The following is a 19,891-nucleotide window of genomic DNA, read 5'->3' as shown; positions in this document are numbered from 1 at the left end:
GTTCCGTGCTCATCAGGACGATTTTGAACTGGCCGACCGTCTGCTGCAGCGGCGCTGCAAAGGATTAGCCACTAAAACGCTTATCGTTTACCATGCCGCGCGTCGGTTTCCGAGAGGAACTAACAGGGAATTCGCCCGCCTTTTTCCACCAGGCGAAAAACGAAACTGCCCCCGCAACTGTAGGCACCGAGCCTGCTCCATGACTGCCACTGGATCGTGATCCGGGAAGGCCGGAGCCTGGCGATGACGTGTCAGTCAGGAGACCTGCCGACCCGATTCAACCAACTAACCGGCGGGGTGTCCGGGAAGGACATCCGCACGCGTCGGCATTTCCTGCCGTGCCCGGTTATCTTCCGGGGATGTGTTTCCTGATGTGCATTGCGCCCTGGCACCTGCTCCAAAGGAGACCGCATTCCATGTCGCTGCCCCGCCTCGCCGCACTCGCTGCCAGCCTGACGCTGTCCACCCTGGCCCTCGCCGCCCCCACTCCGTACCCGCTGACCCTTGAAAACTGTGGTGCGACCCTGACCTTCACGCATGCGCCAACCAAGGCTGTAACCATTGGCCAGGCCGGCACCGAAATGCTTTACGAACTGGGTCTGGGCGACAGACTGGTCGGCACCTCGCTGTGGTTCAACAACGTATTGCCACGCTTCAAGGCGCAGAACGACAAGGTCGAACGCCTGGCCGACAACGAGCCCAGTTTCGAAGCGGTAATCGGCAAGCGACCGGAACTGGTGGCCGTGCAGCTGGAGTGGATGGTCGGCAAACAGGGCGTGGTCGGCACCCGCGAGCAGTTCCATGACCTGAAGATACCTACTTACATCCTGCCGTCCGACTGCGAAGGCAAGGACAATCTGGTCGGTGCCGATGGCACACGACTGGAGCCATTCCGCATCGAGACCATCTACAAGAGCATCGAGCAACTGGCGCAGATTTTCGATGTGCAGGATCGCGGCGACGCGCTGGTCACCGACCTCAAGGCCCGCCTGAGCGCAGCGATTGCCAACGTCAGGCAGAACAAGGCCAACGACGTCTCGGCGCTGTTCTGGTTCTCCAGCTCTGACCTTGCCAGCGACCCTTTCGTGGCAGGCCGCAAAGGCATTCCAGACTTCATGCTCAACAGCCTGGGCATGCGCAATATCGTCCAGTCCGACGAAGAGTGGCCAACCGTGGGCTGGGAAACCATCGCCAAGGCCAACCCGAGCATTCTGGTCATCGCGCGCATGGATCGCCGCCGCTTCCCGGCCGACGATTACCTGAAAAAAATCGAATTCCTCAAGACCGACCCGGTGACTCGCAACATGGACGCAGTCAAGCATGACCGGATCGTGATCATAGACGCCGAGGGCATGCAGGCTGGCCTGCGTCTGTTCACCGGGTTCGAGGAACTGGCTGACGCCGCCAACCGTTTCAACGCTGCCAAATGAGATTGCCGATAGCGTTGGTTCATGTGCTCTGGGTTTCGGCGGTGCTGGTGCTGGCGATCATGATCGGGGCCGCGATCGGAGAAACCTCGATCAGCCTGCAGGTGGTTTTTCAGGTGCTGGCCAACAAACTCTGGGCCGCCGGCTATGTGCTCGACCCTATCGACGAAGGTATCGTCTGGAACTACCGGCTGACCCGCGCCATTGTCGCAGCGGCCTGCGGGGCCGGGCTGGCGATCTGTGGCGTGGTGTTGCAGTCGCTATTGCGCAACCCGCTGGCAGACCCGTATCTGCTGGGGATCTCCGCAGGGGCCTCGACCGGTGCAGTACTGGTCGCCATTCTGGGCTTCGGTGCAGGTGCGATCTCGATGTCGGCGGGCGCCTTTGTCGGGGCCGTGGCGGCATTTTCGCTGGTCGCCCTGCTGGCGCACTCTTCACGCGGCACCACGGCAGCCGGGCAGATCATTCTGGCCGGGATCGCCGGTTCGCAACTGTTTAATGCCCTGACCTCGTTTCTGATCACCAAATCGGCAAGCTCCGAGCAGGCACGCGGCATCATGTTCTGGCTGCTGGGTAACCTCAGTGGCGTGCGCTGGCACTCGGTCTGGCTGGCTGTGCCGACGGTGCTGGTCGGTCTGCTGGTGTGCCTCTGGCACCGGCGAGCGCTGGACGCGTTCACCTTCGGCAGCGACTCGGCGGCATCACTGGGGATCGCGGTACGGCGCGTGCAGATCATATTGATCGCTACCGCCGCGCTGGTCACCGCAGTGATGGTCTCGATTGTCGGCTCCATCGGTTTCGTCGGGCTGGTGATCCCGCACGCGGTGCGCATGCTGGTCGGTGTCCGGCACGCGCGGCTGGTGCCGCTGAGTGCCTTGAGCGGTGCACTGTTTCTGATCGCTGCCGATATCCTTTCGCGCACACTGATCAAGGGCCAGGCGCTGCCGATCGGGGTGATTACCGCACTGATCGGCGCACCGGTCTTCGCTTTGATTCTTATCCGGGGCAACAGCACGCGATGAACGCCTTACCTCATCCGCCCAGTGCACCGGTGCTCGGTTGTTCCGGTCTGGGTTATTCGGTTCGTGGCGCGGCGCTGCTGCGCGATGTCGACCTGAGCATTGCCGCGGGTGAAACCCTGGCCGTGGTCGGTCCCAACGGCTCGGGCAAATCCACCCTGCTCAAGCTGTTGGCCGGCATTCAGAAGCCGGTCAGCGGCTCGGTCAGCCTGGGCGGGCAAGCACTTGAGGCGTTGAGCCGCAGGGACGTGGCGCGCCTGCTGGCGGTGGTCGAGCAGCAAGCTGAAACCAGCGACGCCGTGACCGTACTGGATGCTGTCGAACTGGGCCGCACGCCATGGCTGTCGGCACTCGAGCCGTGGAGCGCCGAGGACGACGCGATCGTTCGCCAGGCGTTGCAGGATGTGGACATGCTGCACCTGCAAAAACGCGCCTGGCACACCTTGTCCGGTGGCGAGCGGCAGCGCGTTCACATCGCCCGGGCGCTGGCGCAACGGCCGCAGATCCTTCTGCTGGACGAACCGACCAATCATCTGGACATCCAGCACCAACTGACCATCCTCGGTCTGGTCAGGGCGTTGCCGGTGACCACCGTGATTGCCCTGCACGATCTGAATCAGGCACTGGACTGCGACCGTGTGGCGGTCATGGAAAAGGGTCGGCTGGTCGCGCTGGGTGCGCCGCTCGAGGTGCTGACCCCGGAACGCCTGCTGAGCACCTTCGGCGTCGTGGCGCACTGGCTGACCGACCCCAGTGACGGGGCGAAGATTCTGCGCCTGCGCTCGCGCTGAAACCGCGCCGATGGTCAGTCCGGCACCTGCTGTAATCTGCAACAGGTGCACCGAGCGGTCTGTGGCACTACAATGCGCGCTTTGCCCGCAGCCGGATCCCGTTGCCATGTCGTTACCCAAGCACCACCTGGAATTGCTCAGCCCTGCACGGGATGTGACCATCGCCCGTGAAGCCATCCTGCATGGTGCCGATGCGGTCTATATCGGCGGGCCGAGCTTTGGTGCGCGGCACAACGCCTGCAACGAGGTCAGTGACATTGCCGAGCTGGTCAAATTCGCGCACCGCTATCACGCGCGGATCTTTACCACCATCAACACCATCCTCCATGACGACGAACTGGAGCCTGCGCGCAAGCTGATTCACCAGCTCTACGACGCCGGCGTGGACGCGTTGATCGTGCAGGACCTCGGGGTGATGGAGATGGACATTCCGCCCATCGAGCTGCACGCCAGTACGCAAACCGATATTCGCACCCTGAGCCGGGCGAAGTTTCTCGATCAGGCCGGTTTCTCGCAACTGGTGCTGGCCCGGGAACTGAATCTGCAGGAAATCCGCGCAATCGCTGACGAAACCGACGCGGCCATCGAATTCTTCATCCACGGCGCACTGTGCGTGGCGTTCTCCGGGCAGTGCAATATTTCCCACGCGCAAAACGGCCGCAGCGCCAACCGTGGTGACTGCTCGCAAGCCTGCCGCCTGCCATACACCCTCAAGGATGATCAGGGTCGCGTTGTGGCCTTCGAAAAGCATCTGTTGTCGATGAAAGACAACAACCAGAGTGCCAACCTGCGTGCACTGGTGGACGCCGGCGTGCGCTCGTTCAAGATCGAAGGACGCTACAAGGATGCGGGCTACGTAAAAAACATCACCGCTTATTATCGCCAGCGTCTGGACGAGATTCTCGAAGACCGCACGGACCTGGCACGTGCTTCCAGCGGCCGTACCGCGCACTTTTTCGTGCCGGACCCGGAAAAGACCTTTCATCGCGGCAGCACCGATTATTTCGTCAGCGACCGCAAGATCGACATCGGCGCGTTCGACACGCCGACCTTCACTGGTCTGGCGGTGGGCACCGTTGAAAAACTCGGCAAGCGCGATCTGATCGCTGTGACCCATGAGCCGCTGTCCAACGGCGATGGCCTCAATGTGCAGATCAAGCGTGAAGTGGTGGGCTTCCGTGCCAACATCGCGGAGCTCAAGGGCGAGTTCGAAGAAGACGGCCAGAAACGCTGGCGCTATCGCGTGGAGCCCAACGAGATGCCAGCGGCCCTTTCCGGCCTACGCCCCAATCATCCGCTGAACCGCAACCTGGACCACAACTGGCAACAAGCGCTGCTCAAGACCTCGGCCGAGCGTCGTATCGGCGTTCAGTGGCAGGTCACGCTGCGCGAAGATCACTTGAGCCTGAAAGCCACCAGCGAAGAAGGCGTGAGCGTCACGGTCGGTCTTGATGGGCCATTCGGAACGGCCAACAAGCCCGAGCAGGCGCTGGATCAACTGCGTGACCTGCTCACCCAATTGGGCACCACGATCTATCATGCCCAGGATGTCAGGCTTGACGCGCCACAGGCGTTCTTCGTGCCCAACTCGCAGCTCAAGACCCTGCGCCGCGACGCCATCGAGGCGTTGACCGAAGCCCGCATCAAGGCCCATCCGCGCGGCGGACGCAAGGCCGAGACCACTCCGCCACCGGTGTACCCGGAGTCGCACTTGTCTTTTCTGGCCAACGTCTACAACCAGAAGGCTCGCGACTTCTATCATCGCCACGGCGTGCAGTTGATCGACGCGGCCTACGAGGCCCACGAAGAGACCGGCGAAGTGCCGGTGATGATCACCAAGCATTGCCTGCGTTTCTCGTTCAACCTGTGCCCGAAACAGGCCAAAGGTGTGACAGGCGTGCGCACCAAGGTCGCGCCTATGCAACTGGTGCACGGTGATGAAGTGCTGACCCTCAAGTTCGATTGCAAGCCTTGCGAAATGCACGTGATCGGCAAGATGAAAGGTCACATTCTCGACTTGCCGCTACCTGGCAGCGCTGCGGCCAAATCGGTGGTCGGCCACATCACGCCGGAAGACCTGCTCAAGACTGCGCGTCAGCGTTCTCCGCATTGATCGGTACAAGGGGTTGGCATCCTGCCAACCCCTTACGTCTCTGATAAAGCCCTCTTAAAGAACGCGCTCCATGTGGGTGGTGTTCCACACCGGATCGCTTTCTACATCGGTTACGGCAAAGCCCTGTTTCTCCCAGAAACGAATCGCGCCTGGCAGAAACGGATGGGTATGCAGGTACAAAACCTCTATGCCGCCTGCCTCGGCATGAGCCCAGAGCGCCTGACATAAGCGGCTGGCCAGCCCGTCGCCGCGAAACTCCGGCGTGACGAACAGACGTACGATCTCGACAGTTCTGCGCCCGCGGTAATCGAACTGCGGGAAACGATGATCGTAAGGCAGGTAGCCCACAGCCGCGATGATCTGCCCTTCACAGCGGGCGATCAGGAACTTGCCGTCCTCACCGTTCAGATACACCTGCTCGAAACCGGCCAGATCGGGCGGAACGGTGACGGTGTCGAGCAAGGGAAAGATCGCGGCACGCGCGCGCATGACGAAATCGACGGTGTGCGGAATCTCGGAGGGGTGCACTTCAGTGATAGTGATGTTCATGAGCACGGACTTATTGGGAGAATTGCAGGGTGATACACATGTTACGCCAGCCTTGGGCTTCTGGACGCACGGCTTAACTATAGAACAAGCGGTGCGGCGCAGAATTGCGACGCAGAGCGTCACGACAGGCATTCCCACACGGAGCGCTCAGCGCACAGCTTTACAGCGCAGCCCCCTTGATGCGCACCAATGCAAGGCAGGAAAAATCCTGCGCCAGATGCGGCTGTAAACGCTGCGCGGCCGTGCGGGCATTGCCCATTCGGGCTTGAAGCGCTGCCGGCGCAAGCTGGCACAACCTCTGCATAATCCTCAACAACCCCACCATGATGTGGTCGGGCCGCCCCGGTTGATCGACGTGGATCGCCAGTCTCGCAAAGACCAGAGGGCTACTCGGGTGCTTCCGGCAACGTGGCTCGATGACACCCCCGAATACCCAATAAGACAACAGGCAAAGGCGCCTGGAACCGAACGGTTCCGGGCGCTTTTTTTTTGCTTTGAAAAACCTGATTGGCCTCGGCCGGGACTCGCTATGAACACCACAGTCTTCCCCCCCAACGATGTAAAAACCCTGATCGTCGTCGGTAATGGCATGGTCGGGCATCATTGCGTCGAGCAGTTGATCGCAGGCGGCGCACTCGAGCGTTATCGCATCCACGTCTTTGGCGAGGAAACACAGCGTGCCTACGACCGCGTGCATCTGTCCGAATACTTCACTGGCCGCGACGCCGAATCACTGGCCATGAGCGAGATGTCCGTTTACGAACAACCCGGCCTGACGCTGCACCTCGGCGTACCGGTGCTGGAGATCGATCGTGATCGTCACGAAATCATCACCGCTGAAGGCTGCTTCGGTTACGACAAGCTGATTCTGGCCACCGGCTCCTACCCGTTCGTACCGCCTATCGAAGGCGCGCGGGGCAATTCCCGACTGGTCTATCGCACACTGGAGGACCTGGACAGCATTCGCTATGCCGCGTCGAAAGCCCGCCGTGGCGTCGTGGTCGGCGGCGGACTGCTGGGGCTGGAAGCGGCCAATGCGCTTAAATCGCTGGGGCTGGAAGCCCATGTCGTCGAGTTCGCGCCGCGTCTCATGCCGGTGCAATTGGATGAGCTCGGTGGCGCTGCGTTGAAAGCGCGTATCGAAGCGCTGGGCGTTGGCGTGCATTTGTCCCGCGCCACGCAGTCGATCAGCGACGGCAAGCAGTACCGCTATCGCATGAACTTTGCCAATGACGAGTTTCTCGAAACCGACCTGATCGTGTTCTCCGCAGGTATTCGTCCGCAAGACGCCCTGGCCCGTCAGTGTGAACTGGCGCTCGGCCCACGCGGCGGCATCGCAATCGACAAGCATTGCCGCACCAGCGACGCCGATATTTATGCCATCGGCGAATGCGCAGCCTGGAACGGCAGTGTGTTCGGCCTGGTTGCGCCCGGTTATCAAATGGCCCGTGGCGTGGCAGCGCAGTTGTGCGAACAGGATACTGACGCTTTCTTCGGCGCCGACATGTCCACCAAGCTCAAACTGCTGGGCGTGGACGTCGGCTCCATCGGTGATGCACACGGCGCGCTGGCCGGGGCGGTCAGTTATCGCTTCATTGACGAAGCCACCGCCAGCTACCGTCGCCTGGTGGTGTCGGCCGATGGCAAACAGGTGCTCGGCGCGGTGCTGGTCGGCGATAACAGCTACTACGACACGCTGCTGCAATATGCGCAGAACGGCATCCCGCTGCCCGCCGATCCATCGAGCCTGATTCTGCCGCGTGACGAAGGCGCACCGACGCTGGGCGCCGATGCCCTGCCCGCCACAGCGACCATCTGCTCCTGCCATAACGTCAGCAAAGGCGCCGTGTGCTCGGCCATCGACAATGGCTGCACCGATCTGGCCGCAATCAAGTCCTGCACCAAGGCGGCCACCGGTTGCGGCGGTTGCACCGCACTGCTCAAACAGGTTTTCGAGCATGAACTGATGGCCCGCGGTGTGGCGGTCGACAAAAGCCTCTGCGAACACTTCGCTTATACCCGCCAGGAGTTGTACTCGATGGTGCGCGTCGAAGGCATCGAGACCTTTGACGAACTGCTGACTCGCCATGGCAAAGGCGCGCATGGCTGCGACATCTGCAAGCCCGCAGTCGGCTCGATCCTGGCGTCGTGCTGGAACCGCCCCATCACCGAGCCTTCGCTGGTGCGACTGCAGGACACCAACGACACCTTCATGGCCAACATGCAGAAAAACGGCACCTACTCGGTGGTGCCACGTATTCCGGGTGGTGAAATTACCCCGGACGGCCTGATTGCGATTGGCGCGGTGGCGAAAAAATACGACTTGTACACCAAGATCACCGGCGGCCAGCGCATCGACCTGTTCGGCGCGCAGCTGCACGAGTTGCCGGATATCTGGAGCGAGCTGATCGAGGCAGGCTTCGAGACCGGCCATGCCTACGGCAAGTCGACCCGTACGGTTAAATCCTGTGTTGGCAGCACCTGGTGTCGCTACGGCGTGCAGGACAGCGTCGCCATGGCGCTGCGCATTGAGGACCGTTACAAGGGCCTGCGCTCGCCGCACAAACTCAAGTTCGCCGTGTCCGGCTGCACCCGCGAATGCGCCGAAGCGCAGAGCAAGGACGTCGGCGTAATTGCCACCGAGAACGGCTGGAACCTGTACCTGTGCGGTAACGGCGGCATGCGTCCGCGTCACGCCGAGTTGTTCGCCACCGACCTGGATGACGAAACCCTGATTCGTTACATCGACCGCTTTCTGATGCTCTACATCCGCACCGCCGACAAGCTGCAACGTACCTCGGTCTGGCGTGAAACGCTGGAAGGCGGCCTCGAGTATCTTAAGGCGGTCATCATCGACGACAGCCTGGGCCTGGCCGCAGAGCTGGAGTCGCAGATGCAACTGGTGGTCGACCGCTACGAATGCGAATGGGCCAACGCCCTCAAGGACCCGGAAAAGCTCAAGCGTTTCCGCACTTTCGTCAACGACGGGCGTGCTGACCCCGACGTGCAGTTCGTCAAGGAACGCGCCCAGCGCCGTCCGGCAAAACCCGAAGAGCTGGCCCTTATTCCGTTGTTCAAGGAGGTGGTTTGATGAACGCGTCTCAGACAATACTTGCCGGCGACAATGCGCCCACGGCAGCGCAGCCGCACTGGCAGACGCTGTGTGGGCGCGCGGATCTGGTCGCCAATTCAGGCGTCGTGGCATGGCTGGACGGCGCGCAGGTCGCGCTGTTCTACCTGCCCGAAACCGCACAGGGCGAGCAGCTCTTTGCTATCGACAACCGCGATCCCAAATCCGGGGCGAACGTGATCGGGCGTGGTCTGATCGGGCAGATCGCGGGCGAGCTGGTCATCGCTTCGCCGCTGTACAAGCAGCACTTTCGTCTGCACGACGGCAGTTGCATCGAATACCCGGAACAGCGGCTCGACGTCTGGCCGGTAAGGCTCAAGGGTGATCAGGTAGAGATTGCCGTTTAATCGACAATGCCGATCGCAGACAACCTGGTCGCTGTCGAACCAGGTTGCTGCGGGGCATTTCTTGCAGCTTATTGAAGCTCGGAGACCAACGCCTTGTTGAAGCCCTGCGGGTCTTCCATCTGCGGGGCATGGCCCTTGCCCTTGAACTCCACCAGCCTGGCGCCCGGGATCATATGCGCCACCTGCTTGCCCAATACCTTGTAATTGCCGATCTTCGCCTTGACCTCAGGCGGCGCGATGTCGCTGCCGATGGCAGTGGTATCGGCATCGCCAATCATCAGCACCGTCGGCACCTGCAATTTGGGAAACTCGTAGAACACCGGCTGGGTGAAAATCATGTCGTAGATCAACGCCGAGTTCCAGGCCACGATCTTGTGCCCCGGCCCTTTGTTCAGACCGGCCAGCATGTCGACCCACTTGTCATACTCAGGCTTCCAGCGACCATCGTAGTAGGTCTTCTGCTCGTAGGCGCGAATGCCTTCGGCGGTGGTCTTCAGCTCTCGTTCATACCACTGATCGACGCTGCGGTACGGCACGCCGAGTGCTTTCCAGTCCTCGAGGCCGATAGGGTTGACCATCACCAGCTTCTCGGTCTGTTTCGGGTACATCAACACGTAACGCGTAGCGAGCATGCCGCCCGTGGAGTGACCGATCACAGAGGCCTTGTCGATACCCAGCTTTTCCAGCAGCGCATGGGTATTCATCGACAACTGCTGGAAGCTGTACTGATAGTGCTCCGGCTTGGTTGAGGTGCAGAAACCGATCTGATCCGGTGCGACAACGCGATAGCCCGCGGCACTCAGTCCCTTGATGGTGTCTTCCCAGGTCGCAGCGCAAAAATTCTTGCCATGCAGCAGCACTGCGGTGCGGCCATTCGCCTTGCCGCTGGGCGCGACGTCCATGTAACCCATTTCCAGCGTCTGGCCCTGGGACTGGAAACTGAATTTGTGCAGCGCATGGGGGTACGTGAAACCTTCCAGTTGCTGGCCATAACCGGGCGTCTCAGCCAGTGCTACGCCTGACAGCGTCAACGACATCAACATGCCGGCAATCTTTGCAGCCCGCATAAGGGGCACCTCCTGTAGCTAGGGATCGGGAATCTACGGCGGTTTTTACGTTAAACCGCAGGCCCGCCAGTAGACCCTGTTTCCCCCTACAGATTCGCCCTTTTCCTGCCTGAAGAAGCGTAAGCAGACGTTTCATCATGTTGGGGCAAAATGCTGGACGCCTTCTGTGCGGACTGCCTAGACTTAGCCACCCGTTATCGGCCGTTGTGGCCATCCGGGTCTGATGCCAAGGAACAGCAATGAATCGAAATGAACTGCGCAAGGCCGACATCAACCTGATGGTGGTATTCGAAACATTGATGCAGGAGCGTAACGTCACCCGTGCAGCCGAAAAACTGTTTCTCGGCCAGCCCACGATAAGCGCTGCCTTGAATCGCCTGCGCAGTCTGCTCAACGACCCGCTGTTCATCCGCGTCGGCCACCGCATGGAACCCACTGCACGCGCCCACGAGATTCTCAAGCACCTGACGCCCGCGCTGGACGCCATGTCCACGGCGCTCAGCCTGACCACCGACTTCGATCCATCAGTCAGCAAAATGACCTTTCGCATCGGCCTGACCGATGACGTCGAATTCGGCCTGCTGCCGGCGATGCTCAAGGCCATCCGCCTGGAAGCGCCCGGCGTGGTGATCGTGGTCAAGCATGTCGACTACCTGAATATCTCCGAAGTGCTGATGTCCGGCGATATCACCGTTGGCGTCTGCCTGACCCGTGAACTACCGGCCAACGCCAAGCGCAAGACCCTGCGTAACGTGCAGCCGAGGCTGGTGCGCGCCGACAAGCCTGCCAGCCCCATGAGCCTGGACGAATACTGCTCACGCCCGCACGTGGTGGTGTCGCACGTTGCGAGCGTCAATAGTTTCTCCGATGAGTGGCTGACCGCGCTGGGGCGCAAGCGGCAGGTGGTGTTGTCGGTGCCGCAGTTCGCCACCCTGCCCGCCTTGATGGCCGGCACCGACATGATTTCGGGGCTATCCGACTACGCGGCAAAGGCCATGAGCGCCTTGGGTTTGCTGTATGACGAGCCACTGCCCTTCCCCACGCCGGGGCTGGACCTGTCAATGACGTGGCTGAGTGTGATGGACAGCGACCCTGCCGAGCGTTGGCTGCGCAGCAGGATCGAGGAGTTCATGGGCGAGGGCCAGGAAGCGCCCGCCCTGGCCGGATGATCAGCCGAAACGACCGGTGATGTAATCTTCGGTCTGGGTCTTGGAGGGCTTGGTGAAGATGGTATCGGTGTCGCCGTGCTCGATCAGCTCACCCATGAACATGAAGGCCGTGTAGTCGGAGCAACGCGCCGCTTGCTGCATGTTGTGAGTCACGATGATCACGGTGAACTGCTCTTTAAGCTCGGTGATCAGCTGTTCGATACGTCCTGTGGAAATCGGGTCAAGTGCCGAGGTCGGCTCGTCGAGCAGCAATACCTGGGGACGCAGCGCGATGGTACGGGCGATGCACAGACGCTGCTGCTGACCACCGGACAGACCGGTTGCGCTCTGCTTGAGCTTGTCCTTGACCTCGTCCCACAAGGCCGCGCCACGCAGGGCCTGCTCGACGCGATCTTCCATTTCCCGACGCGACAGTTTTTCGTGGTGCTTGATGGCGTAGGAAATGTTGTCGTAAATCGACATCGGGAACGGCACCGGCTTCTGGAACACCATGCCCACATGACTGCGCAGGCGGTTCATCGAATAGCCTGGCGCCAGGATGTTCTCGCCATTGAGCAGCACTTCACCGCGCGCTTCCTGCTTCGGGTACATCGCGTAGATGCGGTTGAAGACGCGCAGCAGGGTCGATTTACCGCAACCCGACGGGCCGATGATCGCAGTGATGCGCTTCTCGGGGATAGTCATGTCGATGGACTTCAACGACTTCTGGTTGTTGTAGAAAAACTCCAGACCGCGTACTTGGATCTTGGTTTTTTCGTTGGCCAGGGAAAGGTTGTTCATCAGGACGCCCTATTGCGCAGAAGAATTAAGCGAGACAGCAGACTCAGTATCAGTACGAACAACGTCATGACCAGCGCACCGGCCCATGCCAGGGAGTGCCAGTCATCGAACGGGCTCATGGCGTACTGGAAAACCACCACCGGAACGCTGGCGATGGGTTTGAGCAGATCGCTGCTCCAGAACTGGTTGCCGAAAGCGGTGAACAGCAGCGGCGCGGTTTCGCCGGTGATGCGTGCCAATGCGAGCAATACGCCGGTTACCACACCAGCCTTGGCCGCGCGAAGGACGATTTGCAGGGTCAGCTTCCATTGCGGTACACCCAGCGCCAGCGCAGCTTCACGCATGGTCGAGGGTTGCAGTTGCATCATTTCGTCAGTGGTACGCACCACCACCGGGATCACCAGCAATGCCAGGGCCAGCGCACCGGCAATCGCCGAAAAGCCCACCTGATGGCCTGTCACCGCGTTGAGTGGCAGTACCACGACGGTGTAGACGAACAGACCGAGCACAATGGAAGGTGCCGACAGCAGGATGTCGTTGATGAAGCGAACCGTGTTGCCCAGTTTGGTGTAGCGGGCAAATTCGGCCAGCCAGATGCCGGCCATCAGGCCGATCGGCGTACCGATCAGCAGGCCGATGCCGGACATCAGCACGCTGCCGTAGAACGCGTTGGCCAGGCCACCCTCGGTACCAGGCGGCGGAGTCATGCCGGTAAACAGTTGCAGGTTGAGCGCGTCGATGCCCTTGATGATGGTGGTCAGCAGAATCCACACCAGCCACAGCAGGCCGAAGGCAGTGGCACCACAGCTGAGTACCATTGCAATCTTGTTCTTGAAACTGCGAACCCGATACAGGTGCTCGCTGCCGGTCACATCCTTACTCATAACCCCTCCTTACGCGAAAGGCGCGACAGCATCAGGCGTGCAAGGGCCAGCACGATGAAGGTGACGACGAACAACAGGAAGCCGAGGGCGATCAGTGCGGAACGGTGCAAGTCGGTATAGGCCTCGTTGAACTCGTTGGCGATCACCGAAGCGATCGAACTGCTCGGCATCATTAGCGAAGCCGAGAACTGATGCGCGTTGCCCAGTACGAAGGTTACCGCCATGGTTTCGCCGAGCGCGCGTCCCAGACCGAGGAACACACCGCCGACAACGGCCGAACGGGTGTAAGGCAGTACGATGTCCCAGACCACTTCCCAGGTTGTACCGCCCAGTGCATAGGCCGATTCTTTAAGGGCCACGGGCACGGTGCGGAAGACTTCCTGCATCACCGAGGTAATGAACGGCGTGATCATGATCGCCAGCACGATACCGGCGGTCAGCATGCCGATACCCAACGGTGGCCCCTGGAACATTGGACCGATCAGCGGCAGTGCGCCAAGGTTTTCGGTGATCCACGGCGACAGGTGTTCAGCCATGAACGGGCCGAAGACAAACAGCCCCCACATGCCGTAGATGATCGAAGGGATACCGGCCAACAGCTCGATGGCCGAGGCGATCGGCATGCGCAACCAAGGCGGCGCTACTTCGGTAAGAAAGATTGCAATGCCGAAACTCACCGGTACGGCGATCAGCAAAGCCAGAAAAGAGGTAACCAGGGTGCCGTAGATTGGAACAAGGGCGCCGAACTTGCCGGCGTTCACGTCCCACTCGGTGCTGGTCAGAAAGCTAAACCCGAAAGTCTGGAATGCCAGACTGCCGCCCCACAGGGTCGACAAGGCAATACAACCCAGCAAAGCAAGCACCAGCATCGCTGCAGCCTGCAATGAACGCTTGAACCACAGGTCATGACGATGATCCAGTTTGGCGCGCTTCTCGCCCTCGGACTCACCAGCGGAGACGTTAGCGGACAGGTATTGGGTGTTTTCAGTCATGTTGAGGCCACTCGCAAGGAAAAGCCCCTGTCACCGAGCCGATATCGCGGCTGATGACAGGGGTGGTACGGGTTGAATCACTTACTTGGTGAATTCCGTTTTCCAGTAGCTTTCCACGCGATCAACCAGCGATTTTGGCAGTGCTACATATTCCAGTTTCTCGGCCTGCTTCTGGCCGTTTTCCAGGGACCATTTGAAGAAGTCGAAAGCAGCCGTGCTTTTCTCTTCGTTCTTGGCTTTCTTGTACATGATGATCCAGGTGGTCGCGGTGATCGGCCATGCAGCCTCACCCGGCGCGTTGGTCATGATCAGGTTGAAGTCTTTGGCGCTTGCCCAGTCGGCAGTGTCAGCGGCGGCGGCAAATGCCTTGGCATCAGGCTTGATGAATTTGCCGGCAGCGTTTTTCAGCTGAGTGTAGGACAGCTTGTTGGTGGTCGCGTAGGAGTACTCGACGTAGCCGATCGAACCCTTGATCTGCTTCACGTAGGCCGAAACACCTTCGTTACCCTTGCCGCCCACGCCTGCTGGCCACTGCACGGTCGAACCGAACTTCAGCTTCTCGTTCCACTCCGGGCTGACTTTGCTCAGGTAGTTGGTGAAGTTGTACGTGGTGCCCGAACCGTCCGAACGGTGAACGACGGTGATCGCCACATCTTTCAGGTGATCTTTCAAATCAGGGTTCAGGGCAACGATTGCAGGGTCGTTCCACTTCTTGATGTCGCCCATGAAGATCTTGGCGATGGTTGGGCCGTCCAGCTTCAGTGCGCCACTTTCGACGCCTTCGACGTTGACGATCGGCACGATACCGCCGATCACGCTCGGGAACTGACCCAGACCGCCAGCCTGCAGATCTTCTGCGGACATCGGGGCGTCGGATGCGCCGAAGTCAACGGTCGCAGCCTTGATCTGGGCAATACCACCACCCGAACCGATGGACTGATAGTTGATACGGTTATCCTTGCTCTTGCTGTAGTCCTGGGACCACGCCGAAATAACCGGGTAGACGAAACTCGAACCAGCGCCTGTTACATCAGTCGCGTGAGCCACACCGCTAAGGCACAGCGATGCGATCAGAAGCGACAAGCGTTTTTTAGTCAGCAGAATCACGGTAATACCTCAGTCCAGGAGATTGTGTGGTGGTCCACTTAAGGAGGCCCGAGGCGGATTTAAAACCTCAAATGTTGCTGTTTAATGACAATCCAACGAATCGTGTCGGGCGCGGAACGTTTTTGTAAGTAATTTCTTACGTCGCTGGTGGTGACAAACCTTTTGAAAGCCAATGTTTACGGGCTATTTGCGTGGCGCCAAGCCAAATAGCGTTCTGCCACCACTCATCAGATAGCGGAATGCCAGCTGCGTTATAAAAATGTAAGAAAGTGTGATTTTAAGAATCGTTGTAAATGACCAAGCGGTCACGTTATAGCTAAATCAACTTAAAAACTCGCTTTCGACGGTGTTGAGGGGGTGCATGAAGGACCGAAAAGAGCGCGCGATCGCTCTCACGGTGGAACGCAACGACGTAAGCCGTCATGTATCGAACATATCTACCGTTCGTCGGGTTCGACGGCACCTATGGCCACTGGCCAATGACCAATGTGAGTACTTTAAAATAACGGAGTAACCACCATGATCAAGACCAAACTGACTGCCCTGACTCTTGCTGGCCTGATGGCTGTAGCTTCAGGTGCCGCCTTCGCCGAGTCGACCACCACCCCTGAAACCCCGATCAACAAGAATGCGACCAAGCTGCCGGGCACCAATACCCAGCCGATGGACCGCACCTCGTCCGAGACTCCAGGCGTGCAGACTGAAAGCAAAGAAGCGGCAGCCGAGCGTTCGATGAAGCACGACAAGGCTACACACGGCACGCACGACAAGAGCACCGTCACTGAAAAGACCAAGACTCAATAATCAGGCGTCTTACGCGGGCAGGACCATGCCCTGCCCGCGGGTCTACCCTTCTCGCGTCACCGTTTCAATCAAGTACTGTTTCAATCAGGTAGTCACGGAGTTTGCATAATGATCAGGAATAGATTGGGGGCGATAAGCCTCGCGGCATTTTTGGCCCTGTCGGGCACCAGTGCATTTGCAGGTTCGACCGGCCCGACCAACCCGGGCAGCGACAGCCCAAAAGTACCGGGCACCGAAGCGGAAAAGAACGTCGATGGAACCAGCCCCGGCGCACCAGGCACAAGCCCCGGCACCAAAGGTATTGACCCCTTGCCCGGAAAGAACGGCAGTGCGGATGACAAGCCTCACGACTCGAAACAGCCCCACGATGCAGACCACAAGGGCAGTCAGGATGGGCACAAGGCCCCTTGAAGGTCTGACCGGTCGCTACTGACACAGACACTGTTGTCAGTCGCCCATTGCACGTAACACACCTCCACCGGCATGCCATGCTCGGCACAGAAGTCCAGCCAGCGCAGTTGGTTGTCCTGGAGGCGGTCACCCGGCCCTTTGACCTCAATCATTCGATAACGACGCTGTTCCGGAAAAAACTGGATCAGGTCGGGCATCCCTGTACGGTTGGCTTTTATGTCCTGCAACAGCCGACGAAACCAGCGAAGCAAGTGTTCTGCCGGCAAACAGTAAAGCGCCTGTTCAAGAAGCTCCGGCGTCAGTGCACCCCAGAATACAAAGGGTGATTGCAGGCCGTATTTGCTTTCAAAATGCTCACGAATGGTCGCCAGGTATTCACCCGATTCAAGTTGCAGCAGACAGGCATCGAACAGCGCCGCCCTGCGCTGATAGAAGTCAGGGCTGTAGAGATCACTCGGCGCGCTGTGAAACGGGTGGAAAAACGCACCCGGTAAGGGCGCGAAGATTGCCCGCCAACACAGCAGTCCAAAGAGTGAATTGATCAGCGCATTTTCGACGTAATGCACCTCCCCACCCTGCTCTTCTTCAAGGTGCAGGCGTATCAGACGCTCGACACTCATCCCTGACACCGGCGTGACCTGTACGTCCAGCCGCGCAATGGCGCGCACCGTGCGCTTGCGCGCTGCCGTCAGGCCGAGCTTGCGTTGCAGGCGTGGCAAGACGCGTGACAGGTGCTGGACCTCCGCATCACTTTCCGGCGCAAGACGGGCCTGTTCCGCCAGCGACAGCGCCGCTGCGTACTCGGCGTTGCGCTCCAGTACGCGGATATGCCTTGAGCGCGCGCCGGGGTAACCCGACTGACAATACACCGCAATCGCCAGAGGCCAGTCCTGCACGCGTTCGGCCTGTTGCCCGATACGAAACAGCAGTTTGCCGCGCCGCATGAGCAACCACGGGTTACCGCACTCGATGGCAATGACACGCTCGGCCAGCACACGCAGTTCCAGGCAGGTTTCCAGCGCTTCCCGACAGGCATGCAATTGCAGGCACACATCGATGTCGGCACGCTGATTGATGCCGCGCGACTCCAGCGAAAACTCGACTTTCTCGTAGCGGTAGATACCCAGGTCAGCCAGCACGAATTCTGACCATTCCTGGTAGAGATTGCCGAAGTACAGCAAGCGCAGGCGATCGCACAGCGGCATGATCTTCAGGCCGAATACGGCGTCGGGCAAGGTCGGGTGCCATTGTTCGAGGGACTGCGGCGACGGGTACATCGGCTGCAGGCGCTCGAGCCATTCCTGTTTGCGCTCAGGGCCCTTGACCGCATGGTCTTTGAAGCACCGGCTCAACTCATCCCGACGCAGCAGCTGGAACAGCTCGCTCAGGCCCAGCGGCGGAGCGCTGTCGACCCACTCCCGCGCCAGCAGCGGCAATACCGCGTCATGAGGGTCGCCAATCTCGACATAACCGAGTTTGCTGGCCCGAAACAACACGCCTTTGCGCATCACCATGCGCACCAGCAAACCCTGGGAGGGCACCGGCAGCTCGGCAAACTCGCTGATGAAGCGGCGCTCGCTCGCATCGAGCAGGTCATCATAGCGCCGGGCAATCCAGCCAAGGACCTGACGGAAGTTTTCCAGGTAATAAAACGGGTTGTCGACGGGCGAAGTATTCAAGGCCAGCGTTCACATGACAAATGAGCAGACTGAACAAGGATACTGGTTATCCGTACAGATTCCAGCGTAAACGCCTGCTGTTCGTGTTCCAGCCGATCAATGGCATGTATCGCGAGCAGACGGTCCGCCTTAGAATCGGCGCGATAATATCTGCAGCCGAGAGACGAATATGCACGCGCCACTGGTTTATCTCGCAGGCTTCGACGTGTTCAGGACCGACGCCGTGGAACATGGACGCTATCTCAAGGCATTGTGCGCGGCACACGGGCTTGAGGGTTTGTACCCGTTCGACAATGAGGTCACACACGGACGGACAGCACATGAGACCGCGCAGCAGATTTACTCGATGAATGTCGCGATGATCCACCGCTGCACTGCCATGCTGGTCAACCTCAACGTGTTCCGTGGTCTGGAGCCGGATTCAGGCACCGCATTCGAAGTCGGGATGGCGGTCGCACTGAACAAACCGGTGTGGGCGTACTTTGAACCAGTGGCGTCGCTGCGCGAGCTGGTTCCCCACGATGAAAACGGTCTCGACGCCAATGGTTTTATGGTTGAGGACTTCGACTTGCCGCGCAACCTGATGCTCGCCTGCAGTTGGGCGGGTACCAGCTCAACCGTGGAGCTGGGCGCAGAGGCGCTGGCAAAGTACCTGAGCGGCTTTCAGGCCCTGCCGGCAAGCGGCTGAGCGCAGGCTGTCAGCCCCAACCCAGAAAGTCTCCGCCATTATCGCGCAGCATCTGCAACATACCTTCTGCCGCAGGTGACAGGTAACCGCCCTTGCGCAGTGTCACGCCGATGGTGCGTTTGAGGGTGGTTTGCTCCAGCGGCACTTCACGCAGGTGCTGCATGGTCTTGCCGAACTCCAGCGACTCACGGGCAATGAAGCTCAACAGGTTGCTGCGGGCAATCAGCCCCGGCAGCAGCGAGATCGAGTTCGCTTCGATCTGCACCGTGGGCAGTGGCAGGCCGTGAGCGGCGAAGGTCGCGTCCAGCCATTTGCGCGATGAAACACTCACCGGCGGCAGTACCCAGCGATACGCGCACAGGTCACTCATTTTCAATGCCGGCTTGAAAATCGGATGATTCTTGCTGGCCACCACCACAGCTTCGTCCTGCAGTATGGCAAAGCTGGTGACGTCTTCACTGTCGGGCGCCAGCGCGCAGATGATCATATCCAGCTGCCCCGAGCGCAACGATTCACGCAGCAGGTCATCCTGGCCTATCACCAGCTTCAAGGTGACGTCCGGGGTACGCTGCAACAAGGCCGAAGTCAGTTTCGGCATCAAATATTCCGCCATGGTCGCGGCGCAGCCGACACGAATGTTACCCACCATGCCACTGGCGAAATCCCGGATCTCGCGCTGGGTCTGGGCGATGCTTTGCTGCAATTCCTTGCCACGCGCCTGGAGCAGCTCGCCTACGGGGGTCAGCTTGATGCGTCGGCCGTCACGTTGAAACAGTCGCGTGCCGAATGATTCCTCGAGGCGCTGAATGCTTTTGGTCAGCGCTGGCTGACTGCGATTGAGCTTCTCCGCAGCGCGTCCGAGGTGCCCCAACTCTGCAATGGTTTCGAAATAGGTGAGATCGCGCAAGTCCATATCTATCAACCAAAGTTATCA

Annotated in this window: 18 protein-coding genes and 1 riboswitch; of the genes, 10 read left to right on the top strand and 8 right to left on the bottom strand. The window is 59.9% G+C overall.

What is annotated here, in order from left to right:
• The first annotated feature begins 86 nt into the window (after positions 1 to 86).
• Positions 87 to 287: riboswitch (cobalamin riboswitch) on the top strand.
• Positions 288 to 416: 129 nt separating this feature from the next.
• The 4 genes from JOE29_RS09675 to JOE29_RS09660 all read left to right on the top strand — a co-directional run bounded on the left by JOE29_RS09675 (position 417) and on the right by JOE29_RS09660 (position 5,350).
• A complete protein-coding gene (locus tag JOE29_RS09675; protein WP_057406118.1) occupies positions 417 to 1,430 on the top strand; it encodes an ABC transporter substrate-binding protein in 1,014 nt (337 codons plus the stop codon).
• On the top strand, positions 1,427 to 2,449 hold the full coding sequence (locus tag JOE29_RS09670; RefSeq protein WP_004417354.1) for an iron chelate uptake ABC transporter family permease subunit: 1,023 nt from the start codon (positions 1,427 to 1,429) through the stop codon (positions 2,447 to 2,449). The genes JOE29_RS09675 and JOE29_RS09670 overlap by 4 nt, the downstream gene beginning before the upstream one ends.
• Positions 2,446 to 3,237 carry an ABC transporter ATP-binding protein gene (locus tag JOE29_RS09665; RefSeq protein ID WP_003396475.1) on the top strand — a complete coding sequence of 264 codons (792 nt, stop codon included), beginning with the start codon at positions 2,446 to 2,448 and terminating at the stop codon, positions 3,235 to 3,237. The genes JOE29_RS09670 and JOE29_RS09665 overlap by 4 nt, the downstream gene beginning before the upstream one ends.
• A gap of 106 nt (positions 3,238 to 3,343) precedes the next feature.
• Complete coding sequence (locus JOE29_RS09660) at positions 3,344 to 5,350, top strand: U32 family peptidase (protein WP_017279356.1); 2,007 nt, start codon at positions 3,344 to 3,346, stop codon at positions 5,348 to 5,350.
• 54 nt (positions 5,351 to 5,404) lie between these two features.
• Here JOE29_RS09660 and JOE29_RS09655 read toward each other — a convergent pair whose 3' ends face one another.
• Positions 5,405 to 5,899 (bottom strand): GNAT family N-acetyltransferase, encoded by a 495-nt coding sequence (locus JOE29_RS09655; RefSeq protein WP_010406923.1) that lies wholly within the window; start codon positions 5,897 to 5,899, stop codon positions 5,405 to 5,407.
• A gap of 529 nt (positions 5,900 to 6,428) precedes the next feature.
• Here JOE29_RS09655 and nirB point away from each other — a divergent pair.
• Positions 6,429 to 8,990, top strand: coding sequence for a nitrite reductase large subunit NirB (gene nirB / locus JOE29_RS09650; RefSeq protein WP_210079432.1), 2,562 nt, complete (start codon positions 6,429 to 6,431; stop codon positions 8,988 to 8,990).
• Positions 8,990 to 9,376 carry a nitrite reductase small subunit NirD gene (gene nirD / locus JOE29_RS09645; protein ID WP_003315451.1) on the top strand — a complete coding sequence of 129 codons (387 nt, stop codon included), beginning with the start codon at positions 8,990 to 8,992 and terminating at the stop codon, positions 9,374 to 9,376. Before nirB ends, nirD begins: the two co-directional genes overlap by 1 nt.
• Positions 9,377 to 9,444: 68 nt before the next feature.
• Here nirD and JOE29_RS09640 read toward each other — a convergent pair whose 3' ends face one another.
• Positions 9,445 to 10,443: an alpha/beta hydrolase gene (locus tag JOE29_RS09640; RefSeq protein ID WP_210079431.1), complete on the bottom strand. Its 999-nt coding sequence runs from the start codon at positions 10,441 to 10,443 to the stop codon at positions 9,445 to 9,447.
• Positions 10,444 to 10,682: 239 nt separating this feature from the next.
• Here JOE29_RS09640 and JOE29_RS09635 point away from each other — a divergent pair, with 239 nt between their 5' ends.
• Entirely contained in the window at positions 10,683 to 11,612 is a 930-nt protein-coding gene (locus JOE29_RS09635; protein WP_210079430.1) for a LysR family transcriptional regulator, read from the top strand.
• Here the strand turns inward: JOE29_RS09635 and pstB are convergent, their stop codons facing one another.
• The 4 genes from pstB to pstS all read right to left on the bottom strand — a co-directional run bounded on the left by pstB (position 11,613) and on the right by pstS (position 15,375).
• Positions 11,613 to 12,392 (bottom strand): phosphate ABC transporter ATP-binding protein PstB, encoded by a 780-nt coding sequence (pstB, locus tag JOE29_RS09630; protein WP_002553918.1) that lies wholly within the window; start codon positions 12,390 to 12,392, stop codon positions 11,613 to 11,615.
• A complete protein-coding gene (gene pstA, locus JOE29_RS09625; RefSeq protein WP_003396464.1) occupies positions 12,392 to 13,276 on the bottom strand; it encodes a phosphate ABC transporter permease PstA in 885 nt (294 codons plus the stop codon). Before pstA ends, pstB begins: the two co-directional genes overlap by 1 nt.
• Entirely contained in the window at positions 13,273 to 14,268 is a 996-nt protein-coding gene (gene pstC, locus JOE29_RS09620; RefSeq protein ID WP_210079429.1) for a phosphate ABC transporter permease subunit PstC, read from the bottom strand. Before pstC ends, pstA begins: the two co-directional genes overlap by 4 nt.
• Positions 14,269 to 14,349: 81 nt before the next feature.
• Entirely contained in the window at positions 14,350 to 15,375 is a 1,026-nt protein-coding gene (gene pstS / locus JOE29_RS09615) for a phosphate ABC transporter substrate-binding protein PstS (RefSeq protein WP_003315457.1), read from the bottom strand.
• A gap of 519 nt (positions 15,376 to 15,894) precedes the next feature.
• Between pstS and JOE29_RS09610 the strand changes: the two genes are divergently transcribed.
• Together JOE29_RS09610 and JOE29_RS09605 are read left to right on the top strand one after the other, a co-directional pair.
• Positions 15,895 to 16,179, top strand: coding sequence for a hypothetical protein (locus JOE29_RS09610; protein WP_003315458.1), 285 nt, complete (start codon positions 15,895 to 15,897; stop codon positions 16,177 to 16,179).
• Between the two features lie 108 nt (positions 16,180 to 16,287).
• Positions 16,288 to 16,590: a hypothetical protein gene (locus tag JOE29_RS09605; RefSeq protein ID WP_210079428.1), complete on the top strand. Its 303-nt coding sequence runs from the start codon at positions 16,288 to 16,290 to the stop codon at positions 16,588 to 16,590.
• On the opposite strand, the gene JOE29_RS09600 is transcribed toward JOE29_RS09605, so the two are convergent.
• Entirely contained in the window at positions 16,566 to 18,269 is a 1,704-nt protein-coding gene (locus JOE29_RS09600) for a VRR-NUC domain-containing protein (RefSeq protein WP_074956308.1), read from the bottom strand. The genes JOE29_RS09605 and JOE29_RS09600 overlap by 25 nt on opposite strands.
• A gap of 169 nt (positions 18,270 to 18,438) precedes the next feature.
• Between JOE29_RS09600 and JOE29_RS09595 the strand changes: the two genes are divergently transcribed.
• Entirely contained in the window at positions 18,439 to 18,957 is a 519-nt protein-coding gene (locus JOE29_RS09595) for a nucleoside 2-deoxyribosyltransferase (protein WP_003396457.1), read from the top strand.
• Positions 18,958 to 18,967: 10 nt separating this feature from the next.
• On the opposite strand, the gene JOE29_RS09590 is transcribed toward JOE29_RS09595, so the two are convergent.
• Positions 18,968 to 19,870 carry a LysR family transcriptional regulator gene (locus tag JOE29_RS09590; RefSeq protein ID WP_003417523.1) on the bottom strand — a complete coding sequence of 301 codons (903 nt, stop codon included), beginning with the start codon at positions 19,868 to 19,870 and terminating at the stop codon, positions 18,968 to 18,970.
• Positions 19,871 to 19,891 lie beyond the last annotated feature (21 nt).

Source organism: Pseudomonas sp. PvP009 (assembly GCF_017832995.1).
Lineage (GTDB): Bacteria > Pseudomonadota > Gammaproteobacteria > Pseudomonadales > Pseudomonadaceae > Aquipseudomonas > Aquipseudomonas syringae.
Note: the sequence above shows the minus strand (reverse complement) of the source record. Positions and strands in the feature narration are given on the sequence as shown.